This window comes from Streptomyces sp. NRRL F-5727 (genome assembly GCF_000719555.1).
Lineage (GTDB): Bacteria > Actinomycetota > Actinomycetes > Streptomycetales > Streptomycetaceae > Streptomyces.
The window spans coordinates 47,256-63,571 of the sequence record NZ_JOGX01000028.1 but is presented as its reverse complement, the minus strand read 5'-3'; the positions used below and the strand labels follow the sequence as shown (position 1 = coordinate 63,571).

Sequence of the window (16,316 nt, the reverse complement as noted above, 5' to 3'; positions counted from 1 at the left end):
AGCCTAGTCGGCGGCACTGACAGCGAACGGGCCCGTCCGGCCGTCCGATCGCCCCCCTCGGTCTTCCGGGCGGCGTGACGGGCGGGGTCCCGTGGGGTGAGGCGCGTCTCATCGGCGGGCGCCCGCCTTGCTATGCAACCAGTTGCATAGCAGGATCGGGGGCATGGCGCTCGAACACGCGATCCTCGTGTCCCTGCTGGAGAAGCCGGGGTCCGGATACGAACTGGCCCGCCGGTTCGAGCGGTCCATCGGCTACTTCTGGACCGCCACCCACCAGCAGATCTACCGCGTGCTCAAGCGGATGGAGAACGACGGCTGGGTCGCCGCCCGCGACGTCCCCCAGCACGGGCGGCCGGACAAGAAGGAGTACTCCGTCGCCGACCTCGGGCACGCGGCCCTCAGCTCCTGGCTGCGCGAGCCGATCGAACCCGAGAGCGTCCGGCACGACCTCGCCGTGAAGATCCGCGGCGCCGCCTTCGACGACCCCGCCGGCCTCGTCCGCGAGGTCGAGCGGCACCGGCAGGCCCACACCGACCGCCTCGCCCACTACCTCGCGGGCGAGGCCCGGGACTTCCCGCCGCGACCGGACGACGCCACGGACGACGCCACCCCGCCCGACGCCGAACGCGAGCTCCAGCACGCCGTGCTGCGCGGCGGCATCGCGTACGAACGCATGATGATCGGCTGGCTCGACGACGTCCTCGCCACCCTGCGCAGGTTCTGAGCGGCACCGCCCTCCGGACCCGCACCCACCCTCATCCACCCCTCGAACCCAAGGCGGTACCCCATGGCCGACGCCCTGCTGTTCAACCCGCGCACCTACGACCCCGCGCACTTCGACCCCGAGACCCGCCGGCTGCTGCGCGCCACCGTCGACTGGTTCGAGGAGCGCGGCAAGCGCCGGATCATCGAGGACTACCGCACCCGCGCCTGGCTCGGCGACTTCCTCGCCTTCGCCGCGAAGGAAGGGCTCTTCGCCACCTTCCTGACCCCCGCCGGCGAGGCCGGCGGCCACGCCGACAAGCGCTGGGACACCGCCCGCATCGCCGCCCTCAACGAGATCCTCGGCTTCTACGGGCTCGACTACTGGTACGCCTGGCAGGTCACCATCCTCGGCCTCGGCCCGGTCTGGCAGAGCGACAACGCCGCCGCCCGTGCCCGCGCCGCCGAACTCCTCGACCAGGGCGAGGTGTTCGCCTTCGGCCTCTCCGAGAAGACGCACGGCGCCGACATCTACTCCACCGACATGCTGCTCACCCCCGACGGCGAGGGCGGCTTCCGGGCCAGCGGCTCCAAGTACTACATCGGCAACGGCAACAAGGCGGGGCTCGTCTCCGTCTTCGGCCGCCGCACCGACGTCGAGGGCCCCGACGGCTACGTCTTCTTCGCCGCCGACAGCCGCCACCCGGCCTACCACCTGGTCAAGAACGTCGTCGACTCCTCCAAGTTCGTCAGCGAGTTCCGCCTGGAGGAGTACCCGGTCGCCGCCGCGGACGTCCTGCACACCGGCCGCGCCGCCTTCGACGCCGCCCTCAACACCGTCAACGTCGGCAAGTTCAACCTCTGCACCGCCTCCATCGGCATCTGCGAGCACGCGATGTACGAGGCCGTCACCCACGCCCACAACCGCGTCCTCTACGGCCGCCCCGTCACCGCCTTCCCGCACGTGCGCCGCGAACTCACCGACGCCTACGTCCGGCTGGCCGGCATGAAGCTCTTCAGCGACCGCGCCGTCGACTACTTCCGCACCGCCGGTCCCGACGACCGCCGCTACCTCCTCTTCAACCCCATGACGAAGATGAAGGTGACCACCGAGGGCGAGAAGGTCATCGACCTCATGTGGGACGTCATCGCCGCCAAGGGCTTCGAGAAGGACAACTACTTCGCCCAGGCCGCCGTCGAGATCCGCGGCCTGCCCAAGCTGGAGGGCACGGTCCACGTCAACCTCGCCCTGATCCTCAAGTTCCTCCGCAACCACCTCCTGGACCCGGTCGACCAGCCGGCCGTCCCCACCCGCCTCGACGCCGCCGACGACGACTTCCTCTTCCGCCAGGGCCCCGCCCGCGGCCTCGGCTCCGTCCGCTTCCACGACTGGCGGCCCGCCTTCGACGCGTACGACCGGCTCCCGAACGTCGCCCGCTTCCGCGAACAGGCCGACGCCCTCTGCGACTTCGTCCGCACCGCCGCCCCCGACGAGGCCCAGAGCCGCGACCTCGACCTGCTCCTCGCCGTCGGCCAGCTCTTCGCGCTCGTCGTCCACGCCCAGCTCGTCCTGGAGCAGGCCGCCCTCACCGGCCTCGACGACGACGTCCTCGACGAGCTGTTCGCCGTCCTCGTCCGCGACTTCTCCGCCCACGCCGTCGAACTCCACGGCAAGGACTCCGCCACCGAGGCGCAGCAGACCTGGGCGCTCGGCGCGGTCCGCCGCCCCGCCGTCGACGAGGCCCGCACGGCCCGCGTCTGGGCCCGCGTCGAAGCCCTCTCCGGCGCCTACGAGATGAAGCCCTGACCCCGCCGGTCCGGGCGGTACGCCGCCCGGACCCCGGCTGTCACCCGGGGCGCCTACGATGATCGCTCATGAACACGAGTGACGACGACGGCAGACCTCTCGTCGACGGACGGTTCCGGCTGATCTCCCGGCTGGGCAGCGGCGGCATGGGCACCGTCTGGCGGGCCCGCGACATCGCCCTCGACCGGGACGTCGCGCTCAAGGAGGTCCGCCCGCCGGACCCGGCCGCCGAGGAGGCCCACCCCGGCCTGACGGCCCAGCTGCGGGCCCGGGCGATCCGCGAGGCCCGCGCGCTCGCCCGGCTCTCCCACCCGCACGTCGTGACGGTGCACCACATCGTCGAGCCCGCCGACGGCTCCGCGCCGTGGATCGTCATGGAACTCGTCGAGGGCAGCTCCGTCGCCGACCGGCTCGCCGCAGGACCGCTCCCCGTCCCCGAGGCCGTCGCCCTCGGCCGGCAGGTCCTCGCCGCGCTGCGCGCCGCCCACGCCGCCGGCATCCAGCACCGCGACGTCAAGCCCGCCAACGTCCTGCTGCGCGCCGAAGGCGGCGCCGTCCTCACCGACTTCGGCATCGCCGCCTTCGACGAGGCCACCTCCCGGCTCACCGCCTCCGGCGACCTCATCGGCTCCGCCGACTTCATCGCCCCCGAGCGGGTCCGCGGCGAGGAGGGCAACCCGGCCTCCGACCTGTGGTCGCTCGGCATGCTCCTGTACGTGGCGACCGAGGGCCACCACCCGCTGCGCCGTGCCACCAGCCTCGCCACCGTCGTCGCCGTCCTCGACGACCCGATCCCGCCGCCGGTCCGGTCCGGCGCCCTCGGACCCGTCCTCACCCGGCTCCTCGTCCGCGACCCCGCCCTGCGCCCGGACGGCGCCGAGCTCGACCGCCTCCTCGCCGAGGCGGCGGCCGTCCCCGCCGACGCCGTGCCCCCGGGCTTCGGTCCGCCGACCCCGCTCGCGTACCAGGCGCCGCCGCCCCACCCGTACGCTCGCCCGCAACACGTCCCCGCCCCCGCCCCCGACCGGCGCAGGCGCCTCGCCCGGCTCGCGGGCGGCCTCGTGGTCGCGGCGGCGCTGTTCGCCCTGGCCCTCACCCAGTTCCTCCCGAAGGGCGGCGACGCCGGCAGCACCGGCGGCACCGGCGGCCTCGGCTCCGGCACCGGCGACGGCAAGCAGACCGCTTCCACCGGTTCGACGGGCTCCACCGGCTCCACGGGCGCCACCGCCTCGCCGGGCGACACCCCGGCGACCACGCCCCCGACGACCCCCGCCGCCGGCTCCCACCTCACCCCCGCGGGCGTCCGCACCGCCGTCGCCGCCTTCCGGGACGCCACCGGTGTGTCCACCGTCAAACAGCTGGTCGTCTACGAGGAGTACGTCGTCGCCGAGATCCCCACCAAGCCCGGCGCCAGGACCTACGACCGGTACATCTACCGGGACGGCGAGGTCAGCCGGCAGGGCGTCGGCGGCACCATCAGCTCCTCCCGTCCCGAGCAGCAGCCGTTCGACCCGACCCGGATGCCCTGGGACGACCTGCCGGAGCTGGCGAAGCGCGCCGACCGCGAGCTCAAGGTCGAGTCGCCCACCTCCCGCTACCTGATCGCCGAGCGCTGGACCTTCAACGAGAACCGCCCCACCCTCCTCGTCTACCGCACCAACGACCACTCCGCGACGGGCTACCTCGCCGTCGACGCCGACGGGACCCAGGTGCACAAGCTGGTCGCCGACTGACCGGACCGGCTCCGGCGGGCGCCGGGGGACAATGACACGCGTGAACCATGACGACCCGTACCTGTGGCTGGAAGACGTCGACGGCGAGGCCGCCCTCGCCTGGGTGGCCGAGCGGAACGCGGAGACCGAGGCCGAGCTCGCCGCCGGGCCCGGCTTCGACGCCTTCGCCGACCGCCTGCGCGAGGTGCTCGACGCCGTCGACCGCATCCCGTACACCACCCGCCGAGGCCCCTGGCTCTACAACTTCTGGCAGGACGCCGAGCACGTACGGGGCCTGTGGCGGCGCACCACCCTGGAGCAGTACCGCAAGGACGCCCCCGAGTGGGAGACGCTCCTCGACGTGGACGCGCTCGCCGAGGCCGAGGGCGAGAAGTGGGTGTGGGCCGGGGCCCGGGTCCTGCGGCCCGCCCACGACCGGGCGCTCGTCAGCCTCTCCCGGGACGGCGGCGACGCCACCGTGGTCCGCGAGTTCGACCTGGAGTCCCGCGCCTTCGTGGACGGCGGCTTCACCGTCCCCGAGGCCAAGACCAGCATCGGCTGGATCGACGCCGACACCGTCTTCGTCGGCACCGACCACGGCCCCGGCTCGCTCACCGACGCCGGCTACCCGCGCACGGTCCGCCGCTGGCGGCGCGGCACCCCGCTCGCCGAGGCCCCCACCGTCTTCGAGGGCGAGGCCGCCGACGTCTCCGCCTGGGCCTGGCACGACGCCACCCCCGGCTACGAGCGGAGCTTCGTCGGCCGCTCCCTCGACTTCTTCCGCAGCGAGACCCACCTCCTCACCGCCGACGACCGGCTGGTGCGGATCGACGTCCCGGAGGACGCCGAGGTCTACGCCCACCGCCGGCACCTGATCGTCACCCTCAAGTCGCCCTGGCTCGGCCACCCCGCCGGCGCCCTCCTCGCCTTCGGCTTCGACGCCTTCCTGGCCGGCGACCGCACCGCCGAGGCCCTCTTCACCCCCGACGAGCGGACCGCGCTCGCCGGCCACTCCTGGACCCGGCACCACCTCGTCCTGGAGACCATGCGGGACGTCAGCACCCGCATCGAGGTGCTCACCCCGCGCGAGGAGGGCGGCTGGTCGCGCGCCCCGCTCGCCGACGTCCCGCCGCTGTCGGCGGTCGCCGTCACCGACACCGATCCGGACGTCTCCGACGAGTACTTCCTCGACGTCTCCGGTTTCCTCCAGCCGTCCACCCTGACCCGCGGCACCATCGGCGGCGACACCGAGATCCTCCGGCAGGCCCCGGCCCGCTTCGACACCTCGGGACTCTCCGTCGAGCAGGCGTTCGCCGTCTCGGAGGACGGGACCCGCGTCCCGTACTTCGTCATCGGCCCCGACCGCTCCGAGGGCCCCGGCCCCGCCCTCCTCTACGGCTACGGCGGCTTCGAGGTCTCCCTCACCCCGTCGTACGCGGCCCTCACCGGCCGCGGCTGGCTGGAGACCGGCGGCACGTACGTCATCGCCAACATCCGCGGCGGCGGCGAGTACGGCCCCGACTGGCACCAGGCCGCGCTCGGCGCCCACCGGCACCGGGCCTTCGAGGACTTCGCGGCCGTCGCCCGCGACCTCGTGGCCCGCGGCATCACCACCCCGGCGCAGCTCGGCGCGGCCGGCGGCAGCAACGGCGGCCTCCTGATGGGCGCCATGCTCACCCGCTACCCGGAGCTGTTCGGCGCGATCGTCTGCCAGGTGCCGCTGCTCGACATGCTCCGCTTCCACAAGCTGCTCGCCGGCGCCTCCTGGATCGCCGAGTACGGCGACCCCGACGACGAGGCCGACCTGCCGCACCTGCGGGAGCTCTCGCCGTACCACCGGCTCACCGCCGACGCCCCCTACCCGCCGGTGCTGCTCACCACCTCCACCCGCGACGACCGGGTCCACCCCGGGCACGCGCGGAAGGCGGCGGCGCGGCTGCGCGAGCTGGGCCACCCGGTGCTCTTCCACGAGAACACCGGCGGCGGGCACGCGGGCGCCACCGACAACGCGCAGGCGGCCCGCAACAAGGCCCTGATGTACACCTTCCTGCGCAAGCACCTGGGCTCCTGACCCGAGCGGTCAGAGCCAGCCGTGCCGTTGGGCCTGGAGCGCCAGCTGGAAACGGTTGGCGGCGCCCAGCCGGGCCATCAGGACCTGGATCCGGCGGAAGAGGGTGCGGCGGCTGACGCCGATCTCCCGGGCGATCACCTCGTCCGCCGCACCCCCGGCCAGCAGCCACAGCAGCCGCCGGTCGGCCGGCCGGAGCCCGCCCGGGAGGGCGGTGCGGCCGTGGAAGGGCAGCGCGTCCCGCCAGCACTGCTCGAAGAGCGCCACGAGCGCCGAGAGCAGTCCGCACGGCTGCACCACCAGCATCGTGGTGAACACGTCGGCCTCCCGGATCGACAGCGACACCAGCGCGTACGCCTCGTCGATGATCACCAGCTTGACCGGTACGGACGGCAGCACCCGGGCCTGCTCGCCGGCCGCGATCACCGGCTCGATCGACCGCTCCAGATGGCCCGGCTGCTCCAGCGACGCCCGGGAGTAGATGACCCGCTGGGTGACGCCCCGGGCGAGCGTCGCCAGCGCGTCGTCGGTCGCGCCGGGGACCGTGAAGTACGGCGGCGAGTCCAGCTGCCGGATCTGCTGCCGGGCGCTCGCCCACGCCTGCCGCATCCGGGGCCCGATCGCCTCTCCGGTCACCACCTCGACCAGGTCGTGGTCCCGCGCGGCGAGCCGCTGCCGCCGGAACGCCTCGAAGGCGCCCCCCACCGTGATCCGGGACTCGTCCAGCTCCGCCGCCCGGTGCCGGCCCAGGATCTCCAGGCCCGCCGCCGGCGGCACCGGCGCCACCGTGTCGCCGTCCTCCGCCGCCGCGCTGGCCAGCCCCGCGTCGACCAGCTCCCCGTACGCCTCCGCCAGCGCCGGCCCGTCGAGCCCGGCCGCCGCGCCGATCGCCTCCAGCGGTGCCGGGGCCCGCTCCAGGAGCGCGTGGTACACCCGCGCCGCCCCGTCGCCGAGGCCCAGGAGCCGCAGGGCCTCGCCCAGTCTCGCGTTCGCCATGGCACCCATTCTGAGCGCCCCCGACGCCTCCCGGTGTCCGATCCGTGCCACTGGCACTGCTGGGCCCCGTCGGTCCGCACGGCGGGCTACGGTCCGTGGGCCGCCGATGACCGGCGGTTCCACGAGGCACTCACGACGAAGGAGCACGACGTGGCGAAGGGTCGCAAGAACGGCCTGTACGACGGCATCTCCGAGGAGCTCTCCGCCCTGATGCGGACCGGCTGGGCCGACACCGAGCGGCACGACCTGGTCCAGGCCGAGCAGGCGCCGTACGCGGCCGCCCGCCGGGCCGCGCTCTCCGCGCGGTTCCCCGGCGAGCGTCTGGTGATCCCCTCCGGCAACCTCAAGGTGCGCTCCAACGACGACACCTACCCCTTCCGCCCGCACTCCGCCTACGTCCACATGACCGGCGACCAGGCCCGCGACTGCGCGCTCGTCCTGGAGCCCCGCGCCGACGGCGGCCACGACGCGCACTGCCACGTGCTGCCGCGCGACGGCCGCGACGACGACACCTTCTGGATCGGCTACACCGCCGAACTGTGGATGGGCCGCCGGCTCTCCCTCGCCGAGGCCGAGCGCGTCCTCGGACTGCCCTGCCGCGACGTCCGCGAACTCCCCGCGCACCTGGCCGCCGGCGCCGGCGTGCCCACCCGGATCGTCCGCGGCGTCGACCCCGCCCTGGAGGCGGCGGTCACCACCGACGAGGAGCGCGACACCGAGCTGGAGGACGCCCTCAGCGAGCTGCGCCTGGTCAAGGACGCCTGGGAGATCGGCGAGCTCCGCAAGGCCGTCGACTCCACCGTCCGCGGCTTCACCGACGCCATCGGCGACCTCTCCACCGCGGTCGCCACCTCCGAGCGGTGGATCGAGGGCACCTTCTTCCGCCGCGCCCGCCTGGAGGGCAACTCGGTGGGCTACGGCTCCATCTGCGCCGCCGGCGACCACGCCACGATCATGCACTGGACCGCCAACGACGGCCCGGTCCGCCCCGGCGAGCTGCTGCTCTTCGACGCGGGCGTGGAGACCCACTCCCTCTACACCGCGGACGTCACCCGCACCCTCCCCATCAGCGGCACCTTCACCCCCGTGCAGCGGCAGGTCTACGACGCCGTGTACGAGGCCCAGCAGGCCGGTTTCGACGCCGTCAAGCCCGGCGCCCCCTACCGCGCCTTCCACGAGGCCGCCCAGCGGCACCTGGCGGCCCGGCTGGTCGAGTGGGGCTTCATCGAGGGCCCGGTGGACCGCGCGTACGAGCTCGGCCTCCAGCGCCGCTTCACCATGGCCGGCACCGGCCACATGCTCGGCCTGGACGTGCACGACTGCGCGTCCGCGCGGAACGAGGAGTACGTCGACGGCTTCCTCGCGCCGGGCATGGTCCTCACGGTCGAGCCGGGCCTCTACTTCCAGCCCGACGACCTGACCGTCCCCGAGGAGTGGCGCGGCATCGGCGTCCGTATCGAGGACGACCTGCTGGTCACCGAGGACGGCCACGAGAACCTCTCCGCCGCCCTGCCGCGCACCTCCGCCGAGGTGGAGGAGTGGATGGCCCGCGTCGCCGGCTGAGACCCCACGGCGGACCTCACGCGACCCGCGCGGACACCCGGTCGACGAGCACGGCCAGGGCGTCCGCGAGGGCGCCGAGCCCGGGACCGGCCGCGCCGCCCGGCTCGGCCATGTACACGTCCCGGCGGATCTCCACCATCAGGGCGCCGACCTCCGGGTCCCGCCCGTAGTGCCGCAGCGGCACGTAGGTCCCCGCGAAGGGGCTGTCGATCCCCGTGCCGCCGAACCCTGCGAACGCCTCCCGGGCCGCGTCCAGGAGCCACCCCGGGGTGTGGAAGGGATCCGTGCCCAGGCAGACGGGCGGCCGCGGGCCCTCGCCGTGCAGCTCGTACGGCAGGGCCCGGGTCGGGTACGAGTGGACGTCGACGACCACCGCCCGTCCGGTCGCGGCGAGCCGGCCGTCGACCGCCTCGGTCATGGCCCGCGCGTACGGCTCGAAGTAGCGCTCGACCAGCGGCCGTCCGTCGAACCCCACCGGCCGCAGCTCCTCGCCGTGGGTGGTCCGCGTGTACACCGCGCCCATGCCGACGGCGAGCATCTCCTCCCGCTCGTCGGGGAACCGCTCGGGGTCCACCACGAGCCGGGAGAGGCCGTTCACGAACCGCCAGGGCGTCCGGCCCGCCGCCGTGGCGGCGCGGGCGGCGATCTCCGCGGTGTGGGCGTCGGTGATGTGGTCCAGCTCGCGGCCGAGCGCGGGGTCGTCGAGGACGATGCCGGCCCGCACCGCGGCCGGTATCTCCCGCGCGGAGTGCGGGACGTGGAGGAGGACCGGCGAGTCGGCGGCCCCCGGGTGGAGCCGGAAGGGGGAGGCGGCGGTGTCGGGCACGGGACGCTCGGACACGGGACTCTCGGGCACGGCGTTCTCTCCCTGCTGCTGGACCGGGGCCGGTGGGGCGATCCGATGATCATGACACCCCGGGCCGGCGGCGACCACGACCGGGCCGCCGGACGACTCCCCGCCGGAAGCGGCACAATACGATCATGATGCAGTCGTTCCTGCCCGTCCTCGAACGCGTCGCCGAGGAGATCGAGGGCCTCGTCGGCCGGGGTCGCCCGGCCGACTACATCCCGGCGCTCGCCGCCGGCGACCCGCACCGCTTCGGGATGGCCGTCGCCGAGCTGGACGGCAGCGTGTACGGCGTGGGGGAGTGGCAGCGCCCCTTCTCCACCCAGTCCGTCACCAAGGTCTTCAGCCTCGCGCTCGCCCTCGCCAAGGAGGGCGACGAGCTGTGGGAGCACGTGGGCCGCGAACCCTCCGGCAACCCCTTCAACTCCCTCGTGCAGCTGGAGTACGAGCGGGGCATCCCCCGCAACCCGTTCATCAACGCCGGCGCGCTCGTCGTCACCGACCGGCTGCACCGGCTCACCGGCGACGCCTCCGGGGCGCTGCGCGACCTCCTGCGCGCCGAGAGCGGCAACCACGACCTCGACTTCGACCGGGACGTGGCCGCCTCCGAGACCGAGCACGGCGACCGCAACGCGGCCCTCGCCCACTTCATGGCCTCGTACGGCAACATCACCACGCCCGTTCCCACGCTGCTGCGCGAGTACTTCCGGCAGTGCTCGGTCGAGGCGTCCTGCGCCGACCTCGCCGTCGCCACCGGCTTCCTCGCCCGGCACGGCATCCGCGCCGACGGCAGCCGGCTGCTCACCCGCAGCCAGGCCAAGCAGATCAACGCCGTCATGCTCACCTGCGGCACCTACGACGCCGCCGGCGACTTCGCCTACCGGGTGGGCCTCCCCGGCAAGAGCGGGGTCGGCGGCGGCATCATCGCCGTCGTGCCCGGCCGCTGCACCCTGTGCGTGTGGAGCCCGGGCCTCGACGAGCGGGGCAACTCGGTCGCCGGGGTCGCCGCCCTCGACCGCTTCACCACCATCACCGGCCTCTCCGTCTTCTGAGGCCGTCGTCCGAGGCCGTCGTCCGAGGACGTCTTCCGAGGCGGTCCTCCGGGCCCGTCCCGGCTGGCGGGGGCGTTTCGCACGGGGTACAGATCCGGTGGGGCGCCCTGCGCGCCCGGAGCGAAGGAGGTCGCCGTGGACAACCGCACCACCGGATTCGTGCAGTCCTTCAACCGCCGCGCCGGCTACGGGTTCGTGCTGCCCGTCGGGTCCGAGGAACCCGTCTACTTCCGGGCGGCGGACGTCGAGGACGGCGTCCGCGCCCTCTCCGAGGGACAACAGGTCACCTTCGTCCTGGCCCTCGGCGAGGGCCGCTTCGAGGCGCGGGAACTGCGCGTCTGAGCCGCGGGCCCGTCCCCCGTACGGAGCAGTGCGCCGCGACCGTGCGCGGCGGGCGCCGCCCGTGTCAGGGTGGAGGCATGACCATCGAAGTGCGTCCGGCCTCCGTCTACGAGGACGTCCGTGCGGTGATCGGCCCCAAGTCGCCCACCGCCAACGTGTGTTTCTGCCTGAGCTACCGGATCCCGTCCAAGCTCAACAACGAACTGCGCGAACCGGCCAGGGGCGAGTACGTGGCCGGCCTGTGCGCCCAGGAGCCCCCTCCGGGCGTCCTCGCCTACGACGACGGAGAACCGGCCGGCTGGGCGGCCGTGGCCCCGCGCGCGGAGACCACCTTCGCCCGCAACCGGAAGATCCCGCACGTCGACGAGCTGCCGGTCTGGTCGCTCTGGTGCATCCGGGTCCGCCCGGGCCACCGCAAGCAGGGCGTCAGCCACGCCCTCATCGCGGGCGCCGTCGAGTTCGCCCGCGCGCACGGGGCGCCGGCGGTGGAGGCGTACCCGCTGGACAACGGCGACGCCCGGGTGGACATGACGATGGCGTACGCGGGGCTGCGGAAGAACTTCGAACGGGCCGGCTTCGTGAAGGCCGCCGACACCACCTCGGTGCTCGCCGGACACCCCCGGATCCTCATGCGGCTCGACCTGCGCTGAGCGGCGATCCGGCGTTCCCTCGCCCTCTTCAACGTATAGCGCACGGGGGGCCTTGCGGCAAGGCCCCCCGGATGACGCAGAATCGGCGGCTGAACAGCGCGAACAGATGGGGGAACAGCCATGTTCGATGCCGATGTCCTCGTGATCGGCGGCGGGCCGACCGGGCTCGTGCTCGCGTCCGAGCTGCGCCTGTGGGGCCTGCGGCCGCTCGTCCTGGAGAAGGCGGCGGAGCCCAGCGGCCACAGCAAGGCGCTCGGGCTGCACGTCCGCAGCATCGAGGTGATGGACCAGCGCGGGCTCCTCGACCGCTTCCTCGCCCGCGGGCAGCAGTACCGGGTCGGCGGCTTCTTCGCCGGGCTCGGCACCAGCTGGCCCGAGGGCCTGGACACCGCCCACTCCTACGTCCTCGGCATCCCGCAGAACGTCACCGAGGAACTGCTCGGTGAGCACGCCCGCGAGCTGGGCGTCGAGCTGCGGCGCGGCCAGGAGCTCGTCGGGCTCGACCAGGACGCGGAGGGCGTGACGGCGGAACTGGCCGACGGGACCCGGCTGCGGGCCCGCTGGCTGGTCGGCTGCGACGGCAGCCGCAGCACCGTGCGCGCCCTGACCGGGATCGGCTTCCCCGGACTGCCCGCCCGGCACGAGACGCTGATCGCCGAGGTGCGGATCGGGGTCCCGTGGGAGGAGGTGGTCCCGGTGGTGGCCGAGGTCCGCAAGACGCAGATGCGGTACGGCGTGATGCCGCTCGGCGACGGGCTCTTCCGGGTCGTCGTGCCCGCCGCCGGGCTCTCCGAGGACCGCGCGGCGCCCACCCTCGACGAGCTGAGGGAGCGTCTGGTCGCCGTGGGCGGGACCGACTTCGGGGTCCACGAGCCGCGCTGGATGTCCCGCTTCGGCGACGGCACCCGGCAGGCGGAGCGGTACCGCGAGGGCCGGGTGCTGCTCGCCGGCGACGCCGCCCACATCCACCCGCCGACCGGCGGCCAGGGCCTCAACCTCGGCGTGCAGGACGCCTTCAACCTCGGCTGGAAGCTGGCTGCCGAGGTGCTGGGCTGGGCGCCCGAGGGGCTGCTCGACACGTACCACTCCGAGCGCCACCCGGTCGCCGCCGCCGTGCTCGACAACACCCGCGCCCAGATGGAGCTGATGTCCGAGGAGCCGGGGGCGCGCGCGGTGCGCCGGCTGCTCGCGGAGCTGATGGACTTCGACGAGGTCAACCGGCACCTGATCGGGAAGCTCACCGCGATCGACATCCGCTACGGCTACGCGGCGGAGGGCGAACCGGCGCTGGTCGGCCGCCGGCTGCGCGACGTGCCGCTGAAGGAGGGGCGCCTCTACGAGGCGGCACGCGCCGGACGCGGCCTGCTGCTCGACCGGACGGGGACGCTCTCGGCGGCGGGCTGGGAGGACCGGGTGGAGGTCGTCGCGCCCGCCGGCGACGAGCCCGGCGTGCCCGCCGCGCTGCTGCGGCCGGACGGACACGTCGTCTGGGCGGGCGACGACCCGGGGGAACTGCGCGAGCGGCTGGAGCGCTGGTTCGGGGCGCCGGCCGCGAGCTGACCGGGCGGGACGGCCCGCCCCCTCCCACGAGGGGGCGGGCCGTCCCCGTTCGGCAGACCGTCCGCCGCCGGCTCCGCCGGCCGGACGCGCCGCTCGGCGAGCGGCCGGCCGATCCCGCCTTCCGGTTCGAGGCCCTGCTCGCCCCGCGCACCCGGACGCTCCTCCGCGAGCAGGGCCCCTGACCCCTCCGTACGGTCGTCCGACAAACCTTTGGACGCGTATTCACCGGATCAGGTGACTGAGGTCGAGGCGAAACGTCCCTCCCGCCGAAGCTCCGGCCACGCTCGACCTGACACCTGGACCCACCTGGGGAGCGTCCGATGCAGCTGATCCCCCGTCACGACCCGTACCTCACCGTCCGCTCGGCCGGCGCCCTGACCGTCGCCGTCCTCAGCGGCGAACTGGACCTCGTCCTCGTCCGCCACCTGCGGCCCGAACTCGATGCCCTCGTCCGCGAGGCCGACGCGCTCGCCGTCGACATCCGCCCGCTCGCCTTCTGCGACGCCACCGGCCTCGGCCTGCTCGCCCACTGCGCCCGCGGCGCCCGCGACCGCGGGGCGCACTGGCAGCTCGTCTGCGACCAGCCGTGGATCCTCCGCCTGGTCCGGCTCACCGGCCTCGACGACCTGCTGCGTCCCGAGCCCGCGCTGCGCCCGCTGCCCGCCCCGCCGCTGCTCTCCGGTCCCCGCGCCCGCGCGGAGCACCCCGTCTGACGGCCCGCGACGCGGTCGGCCCCGTCCTCGTCCGTCCTACTGCCAGCCCATGTTGTCCTGAGCCGTGGTGACGGGGACGGACGGGACGGGCGCGGCGGCCGCCGTCGAGGCGGCGCACAGCGGGGCGGCGAGGGCGAGGGCGAGGACCGCGGCGGCCTGGGCGGTGATGCGCAGGAGAGACATGGGTTCTTCCGTTTCCTGGGTGTCGACGGTGGGTCGGAGGGTGTCCGGCACCGGTCGCGCCCCGCGGTGGCACGATCCGGTCCGGTGCCTTCGGGAGTGCTCTCCGTCCCGGCGGGAACCACTCTCGCCGCGGGCCGGCGGGGGCGGAAGAGCCGGCGCGTGGACGGAAACGGCAGCGGCCGTTTGTGTCCACCCGACGCGGGGGCGGCTCTCACTGTTCGTCGAGCTGTCCGTCGAGCTGTCCGTCGATCTGCCCGTCGATCTGTTCGTCGAGCTGTCCGTCGATGGGGATGAGCGGGGCTTCCGCGCGCAGCAGGGTCCAGCCCGACAACTCGGGGCGGCTCTCCAGCAGCCGGGCGCAGACGGCCGCCGTGCTCGCTTCCGCCCGGGCCAGCGAGTCGGCCAGGAGGAAGAGGCCGATGACCGGTGCCGAGGACGGCGCACCGTGCACGCTGACGTGCTCCACGCCGTCCTCGGGCCGGGCGCACCCGTAGACGAGGGCGCGCACGTCGGGCGGGAGTTCGCCACCCCGGTCCGGCGGTCGCAAGTGCGCGTGAACGAGGTACATGACCCCTTCCTTCCGCCCTCCCGCTGCGGGCATATGATGATCCTTTTGGGTGGGAGACGAGCACGTCCGGGGGAAACACATGCTGTCTGCGCTGGGTCTCGACACGATGGCGGAAGCCGTCTACCGGGCGATGCTGGCCGATCCGCGGGGCGGGGTGGCGGCGCTGGCCGCCCGCGTCGGCGCGACGGAACAGCAGGTACGTGACGGACTCGACGTCCTCAGCGAGCTCGCCCTCGTCCGGCCCTCCGCCGACAGCGGCGGCCTGCGCGCGGTCTCCCCCGATCTCGGGATGGAAGTCCTGATGGCCCGCCAGCAGGCCCAGATCGCCGCCCAGCAGCAGCGGCTGGAGGCATCCCGCGCCGCGGCCGCCCAGTTGATCTCCGAGTACGCCGACCTGCGGCCGGCCGGCGCCAGCCCCGGAGTCGAGCAGCTGATCGGCCTGGACCAGATCCGGGACCGCCTCGCCCGGCTGACCCGTGAAGTCCGCCACGAGGTCATGACCTTCGCCCCCGGAGGCCCGCAGACGGAGGAGAACATCGCCGCGTCGCGCCCCCTGGACGCCGAGCTGCTGGGGCGCGGGGTGCGGACCAGGGTCGTGTACCTGGACAGCGTCCGCCACCATCGGCCGACCGTGGAGTACGCGCGCTGGACGGCCTCGCTGGGCGGAGAGGTCCGCACCGCGGCCTCGCTGGCCACCCGTCTGATCATCGTGGACCGGTCGACCGCGGTGATCCCCGTGAGCAGTGAGGACACCGCGGGCGGTGCCGTCGTGCTGACCGGGCAGGGAACGCTGACCGCGCTGTGCGCGCTGTACGAGAGCGTGTGGGCCGCGGCGCTCCCGCTCGGGGAGACCCCGGTCCGTGACGTCCACGGCCTGACCGCGCAGGAGGCCGCCCTCATCTCCCTGCTCTCCGAGGGGCACACGGACGAGACGATCGGCAAGCGGCTCGGGGTGTCCACGCGTACCGCCCGGCGGATCGCCAGCGACCTCATGGAACGCCTCGGCGCGCGCAGCCGGTTCGAGGCGGGTGTCCGGGCGGTGCAGCACGGATGGCTGCCCGCGCGCGAGGGCTGAGGCCGCCCGCTCGGCGGGATCGCCCCGGCCGGCCGTGGGGTGCGGCGGGCGGTCCGCCGCGGGGTGAACAGGCATGGTGATCCCGGAAGGGTATGGCTGAGCAAGCGGTTCGTGGCGTGCGGGTCCGGCGGTGAGCCGTGTCGTCGGTGCCACCGGGCGCACCCCAGTCTTTCCGCGTCACCCCGTCCGCGGAAGCCGGGCCCGCTGGCCTGAAGGGGCCTGGACCGCAAGCGTCCAGGCCGACGGCCGGCCTCCCCCTCCGGAGCTGGTGCGCGTGTGGACGGGAAGCCCGTCCGGCCCGATCGGGCCAGGGACGCTTCCGGCCATCCCCCACCCCTTCCCCCGGTGCTGCCCGCACGCCGAAAGTGTGATCGCCGCCAGGGAGCGAAGCGTGACCCGGCGGGCACGCCGCAGGACACGTCGTCGCGGGACCCGTGAGTGGGGTCCGACGCGACACCGGGTGCGGCCGCCGACCACG

Annotated in this window: 15 protein-coding genes; 11 read left to right on the top strand and 4 right to left on the bottom strand. The window is 74.2% G+C overall.

Annotated features, from left to right (window positions below):
- Nucleotides 1-163 precede the first annotated feature (163 nt).
- From IF73_RS0120135 to IF73_RS0120120, 4 genes are all read left to right on the top strand, one after another.
- The gene (locus tag IF73_RS0120135) at nt 164-724 is read left to right on the top strand and encodes a PadR family transcriptional regulator (RefSeq protein WP_031009971.1); all 561 of its coding nucleotides are present in this window, start codon (nt 164-166) and stop codon (nt 722-724) included.
- 63 nt (nt 725-787) lie between these two features.
- On the top strand, nt 788-2,509 hold the full coding sequence (locus IF73_RS0120130) for an acyl-CoA dehydrogenase family protein (protein WP_031009970.1): 1,722 nt from the start codon (nt 788-790) through the stop codon (nt 2,507-2,509).
- Nucleotides 2,510-2,577: 68 nt separating this feature from the next.
- A complete protein-coding gene (locus tag IF73_RS0120125) occupies nt 2,578-4,242 on the top strand; it encodes a serine/threonine-protein kinase (protein WP_031009967.1) in 1,665 nt (554 codons plus the stop codon).
- A gap of 31 nt (nt 4,243-4,273) precedes the next feature.
- Nucleotides 4,274-6,292, top strand: a complete 2,019-nt coding sequence (locus tag IF73_RS0120120) for a prolyl oligopeptidase family serine peptidase (protein WP_031009965.1) — start codon at nt 4,274-4,276, stop codon at nt 6,290-6,292.
- A gap of 9 nt (nt 6,293-6,301) precedes the next feature.
- On the opposite strand, the gene IF73_RS0120115 is transcribed toward IF73_RS0120120, so the two are convergent.
- A complete protein-coding gene (locus IF73_RS0120115; protein WP_031009963.1) occupies nt 6,302-7,285 on the bottom strand; it encodes a hypothetical protein in 984 nt (327 codons plus the stop codon).
- Between the two features lie 150 nt (nt 7,286-7,435).
- Between IF73_RS0120115 and IF73_RS0120110 the strand changes: the two genes are divergently transcribed.
- Nucleotides 7,436-8,848, top strand: coding sequence for an aminopeptidase P family protein (locus IF73_RS0120110; protein WP_031009961.1), 1,413 nt, complete (start codon nt 7,436-7,438; stop codon nt 8,846-8,848).
- A gap of 16 nt (nt 8,849-8,864) precedes the next feature.
- Here the strand turns inward: IF73_RS0120110 and IF73_RS0120105 are convergent, their stop codons facing one another.
- Nucleotides 8,865-9,704 carry an N-formylglutamate amidohydrolase gene (locus IF73_RS0120105; protein ID WP_402312245.1) on the bottom strand — a complete coding sequence of 280 codons (840 nt, stop codon included), beginning with the start codon at nt 9,702-9,704 and terminating at the stop codon, nt 8,865-8,867.
- Nucleotides 9,705-9,829: 125 nt separating this feature from the next.
- Here IF73_RS0120105 and IF73_RS0120100 point away from each other — a divergent pair, with 125 nt between their 5' ends.
- The 5 genes from IF73_RS0120100 to IF73_RS0120080 all read left to right on the top strand — a co-directional run bounded on the left by IF73_RS0120100 (nt 9,830) and on the right by IF73_RS0120080 (nt 14,012).
- A complete protein-coding gene (locus IF73_RS0120100; protein WP_031009957.1) occupies nt 9,830-10,747 on the top strand; it encodes a glutaminase in 918 nt (305 codons plus the stop codon).
- Nucleotides 10,748-10,882: 135 nt separating this feature from the next.
- Nucleotides 10,883-11,089 (top strand): cold-shock protein, encoded by a 207-nt coding sequence (locus IF73_RS0120095; RefSeq protein WP_031009954.1) that lies wholly within the window; start codon nt 10,883-10,885, stop codon nt 11,087-11,089.
- Between the two features lie 77 nt (nt 11,090-11,166).
- Nucleotides 11,167-11,739, top strand: a complete 573-nt coding sequence (locus tag IF73_RS0120090) for a GNAT family N-acetyltransferase (RefSeq protein WP_031009951.1) — start codon at nt 11,167-11,169, stop codon at nt 11,737-11,739.
- Nucleotides 11,740-11,859: 120 nt separating this feature from the next.
- On the top strand, nt 11,860-13,299 hold the full coding sequence (rox, locus tag IF73_RS0120085) for a rifampin monooxygenase (RefSeq protein WP_031009949.1): 1,440 nt from the start codon (nt 11,860-11,862) through the stop codon (nt 13,297-13,299).
- A gap of 320 nt (nt 13,300-13,619) precedes the next feature.
- Nucleotides 13,620-14,012 carry an STAS domain-containing protein gene (locus tag IF73_RS0120080; protein WP_031009948.1) on the top strand — a complete coding sequence of 131 codons (393 nt, stop codon included), beginning with the start codon at nt 13,620-13,622 and terminating at the stop codon, nt 14,010-14,012.
- A 36-nt stretch (nt 14,013-14,048) separates the two neighbouring features.
- Here the strand turns inward: IF73_RS0120080 and IF73_RS41070 are convergent, their stop codons facing one another.
- The gene (locus IF73_RS41070; RefSeq protein ID WP_158822060.1) at nt 14,049-14,195 is read right to left on the bottom strand and encodes a hypothetical protein; all 147 of its coding nucleotides are present in this window, start codon (nt 14,193-14,195) and stop codon (nt 14,049-14,051) included.
- 211 nt (nt 14,196-14,406) lie between these two features.
- Entirely contained in the window at nt 14,407-14,763 is a 357-nt protein-coding gene (locus tag IF73_RS0120070) for a hypothetical protein (protein ID WP_063833455.1), read from the bottom strand.
- A gap of 79 nt (nt 14,764-14,842) precedes the next feature.
- Between IF73_RS0120070 and IF73_RS0120065 the strand changes: the two genes are divergently transcribed.
- The gene (locus IF73_RS0120065) at nt 14,843-15,838 is read left to right on the top strand and encodes a helix-turn-helix domain-containing protein (protein ID WP_031009943.1); all 996 of its coding nucleotides are present in this window, start codon (nt 14,843-14,845) and stop codon (nt 15,836-15,838) included.
- The last annotated feature ends 478 nt before the right edge of the window (nt 15,839-16,316 follow it).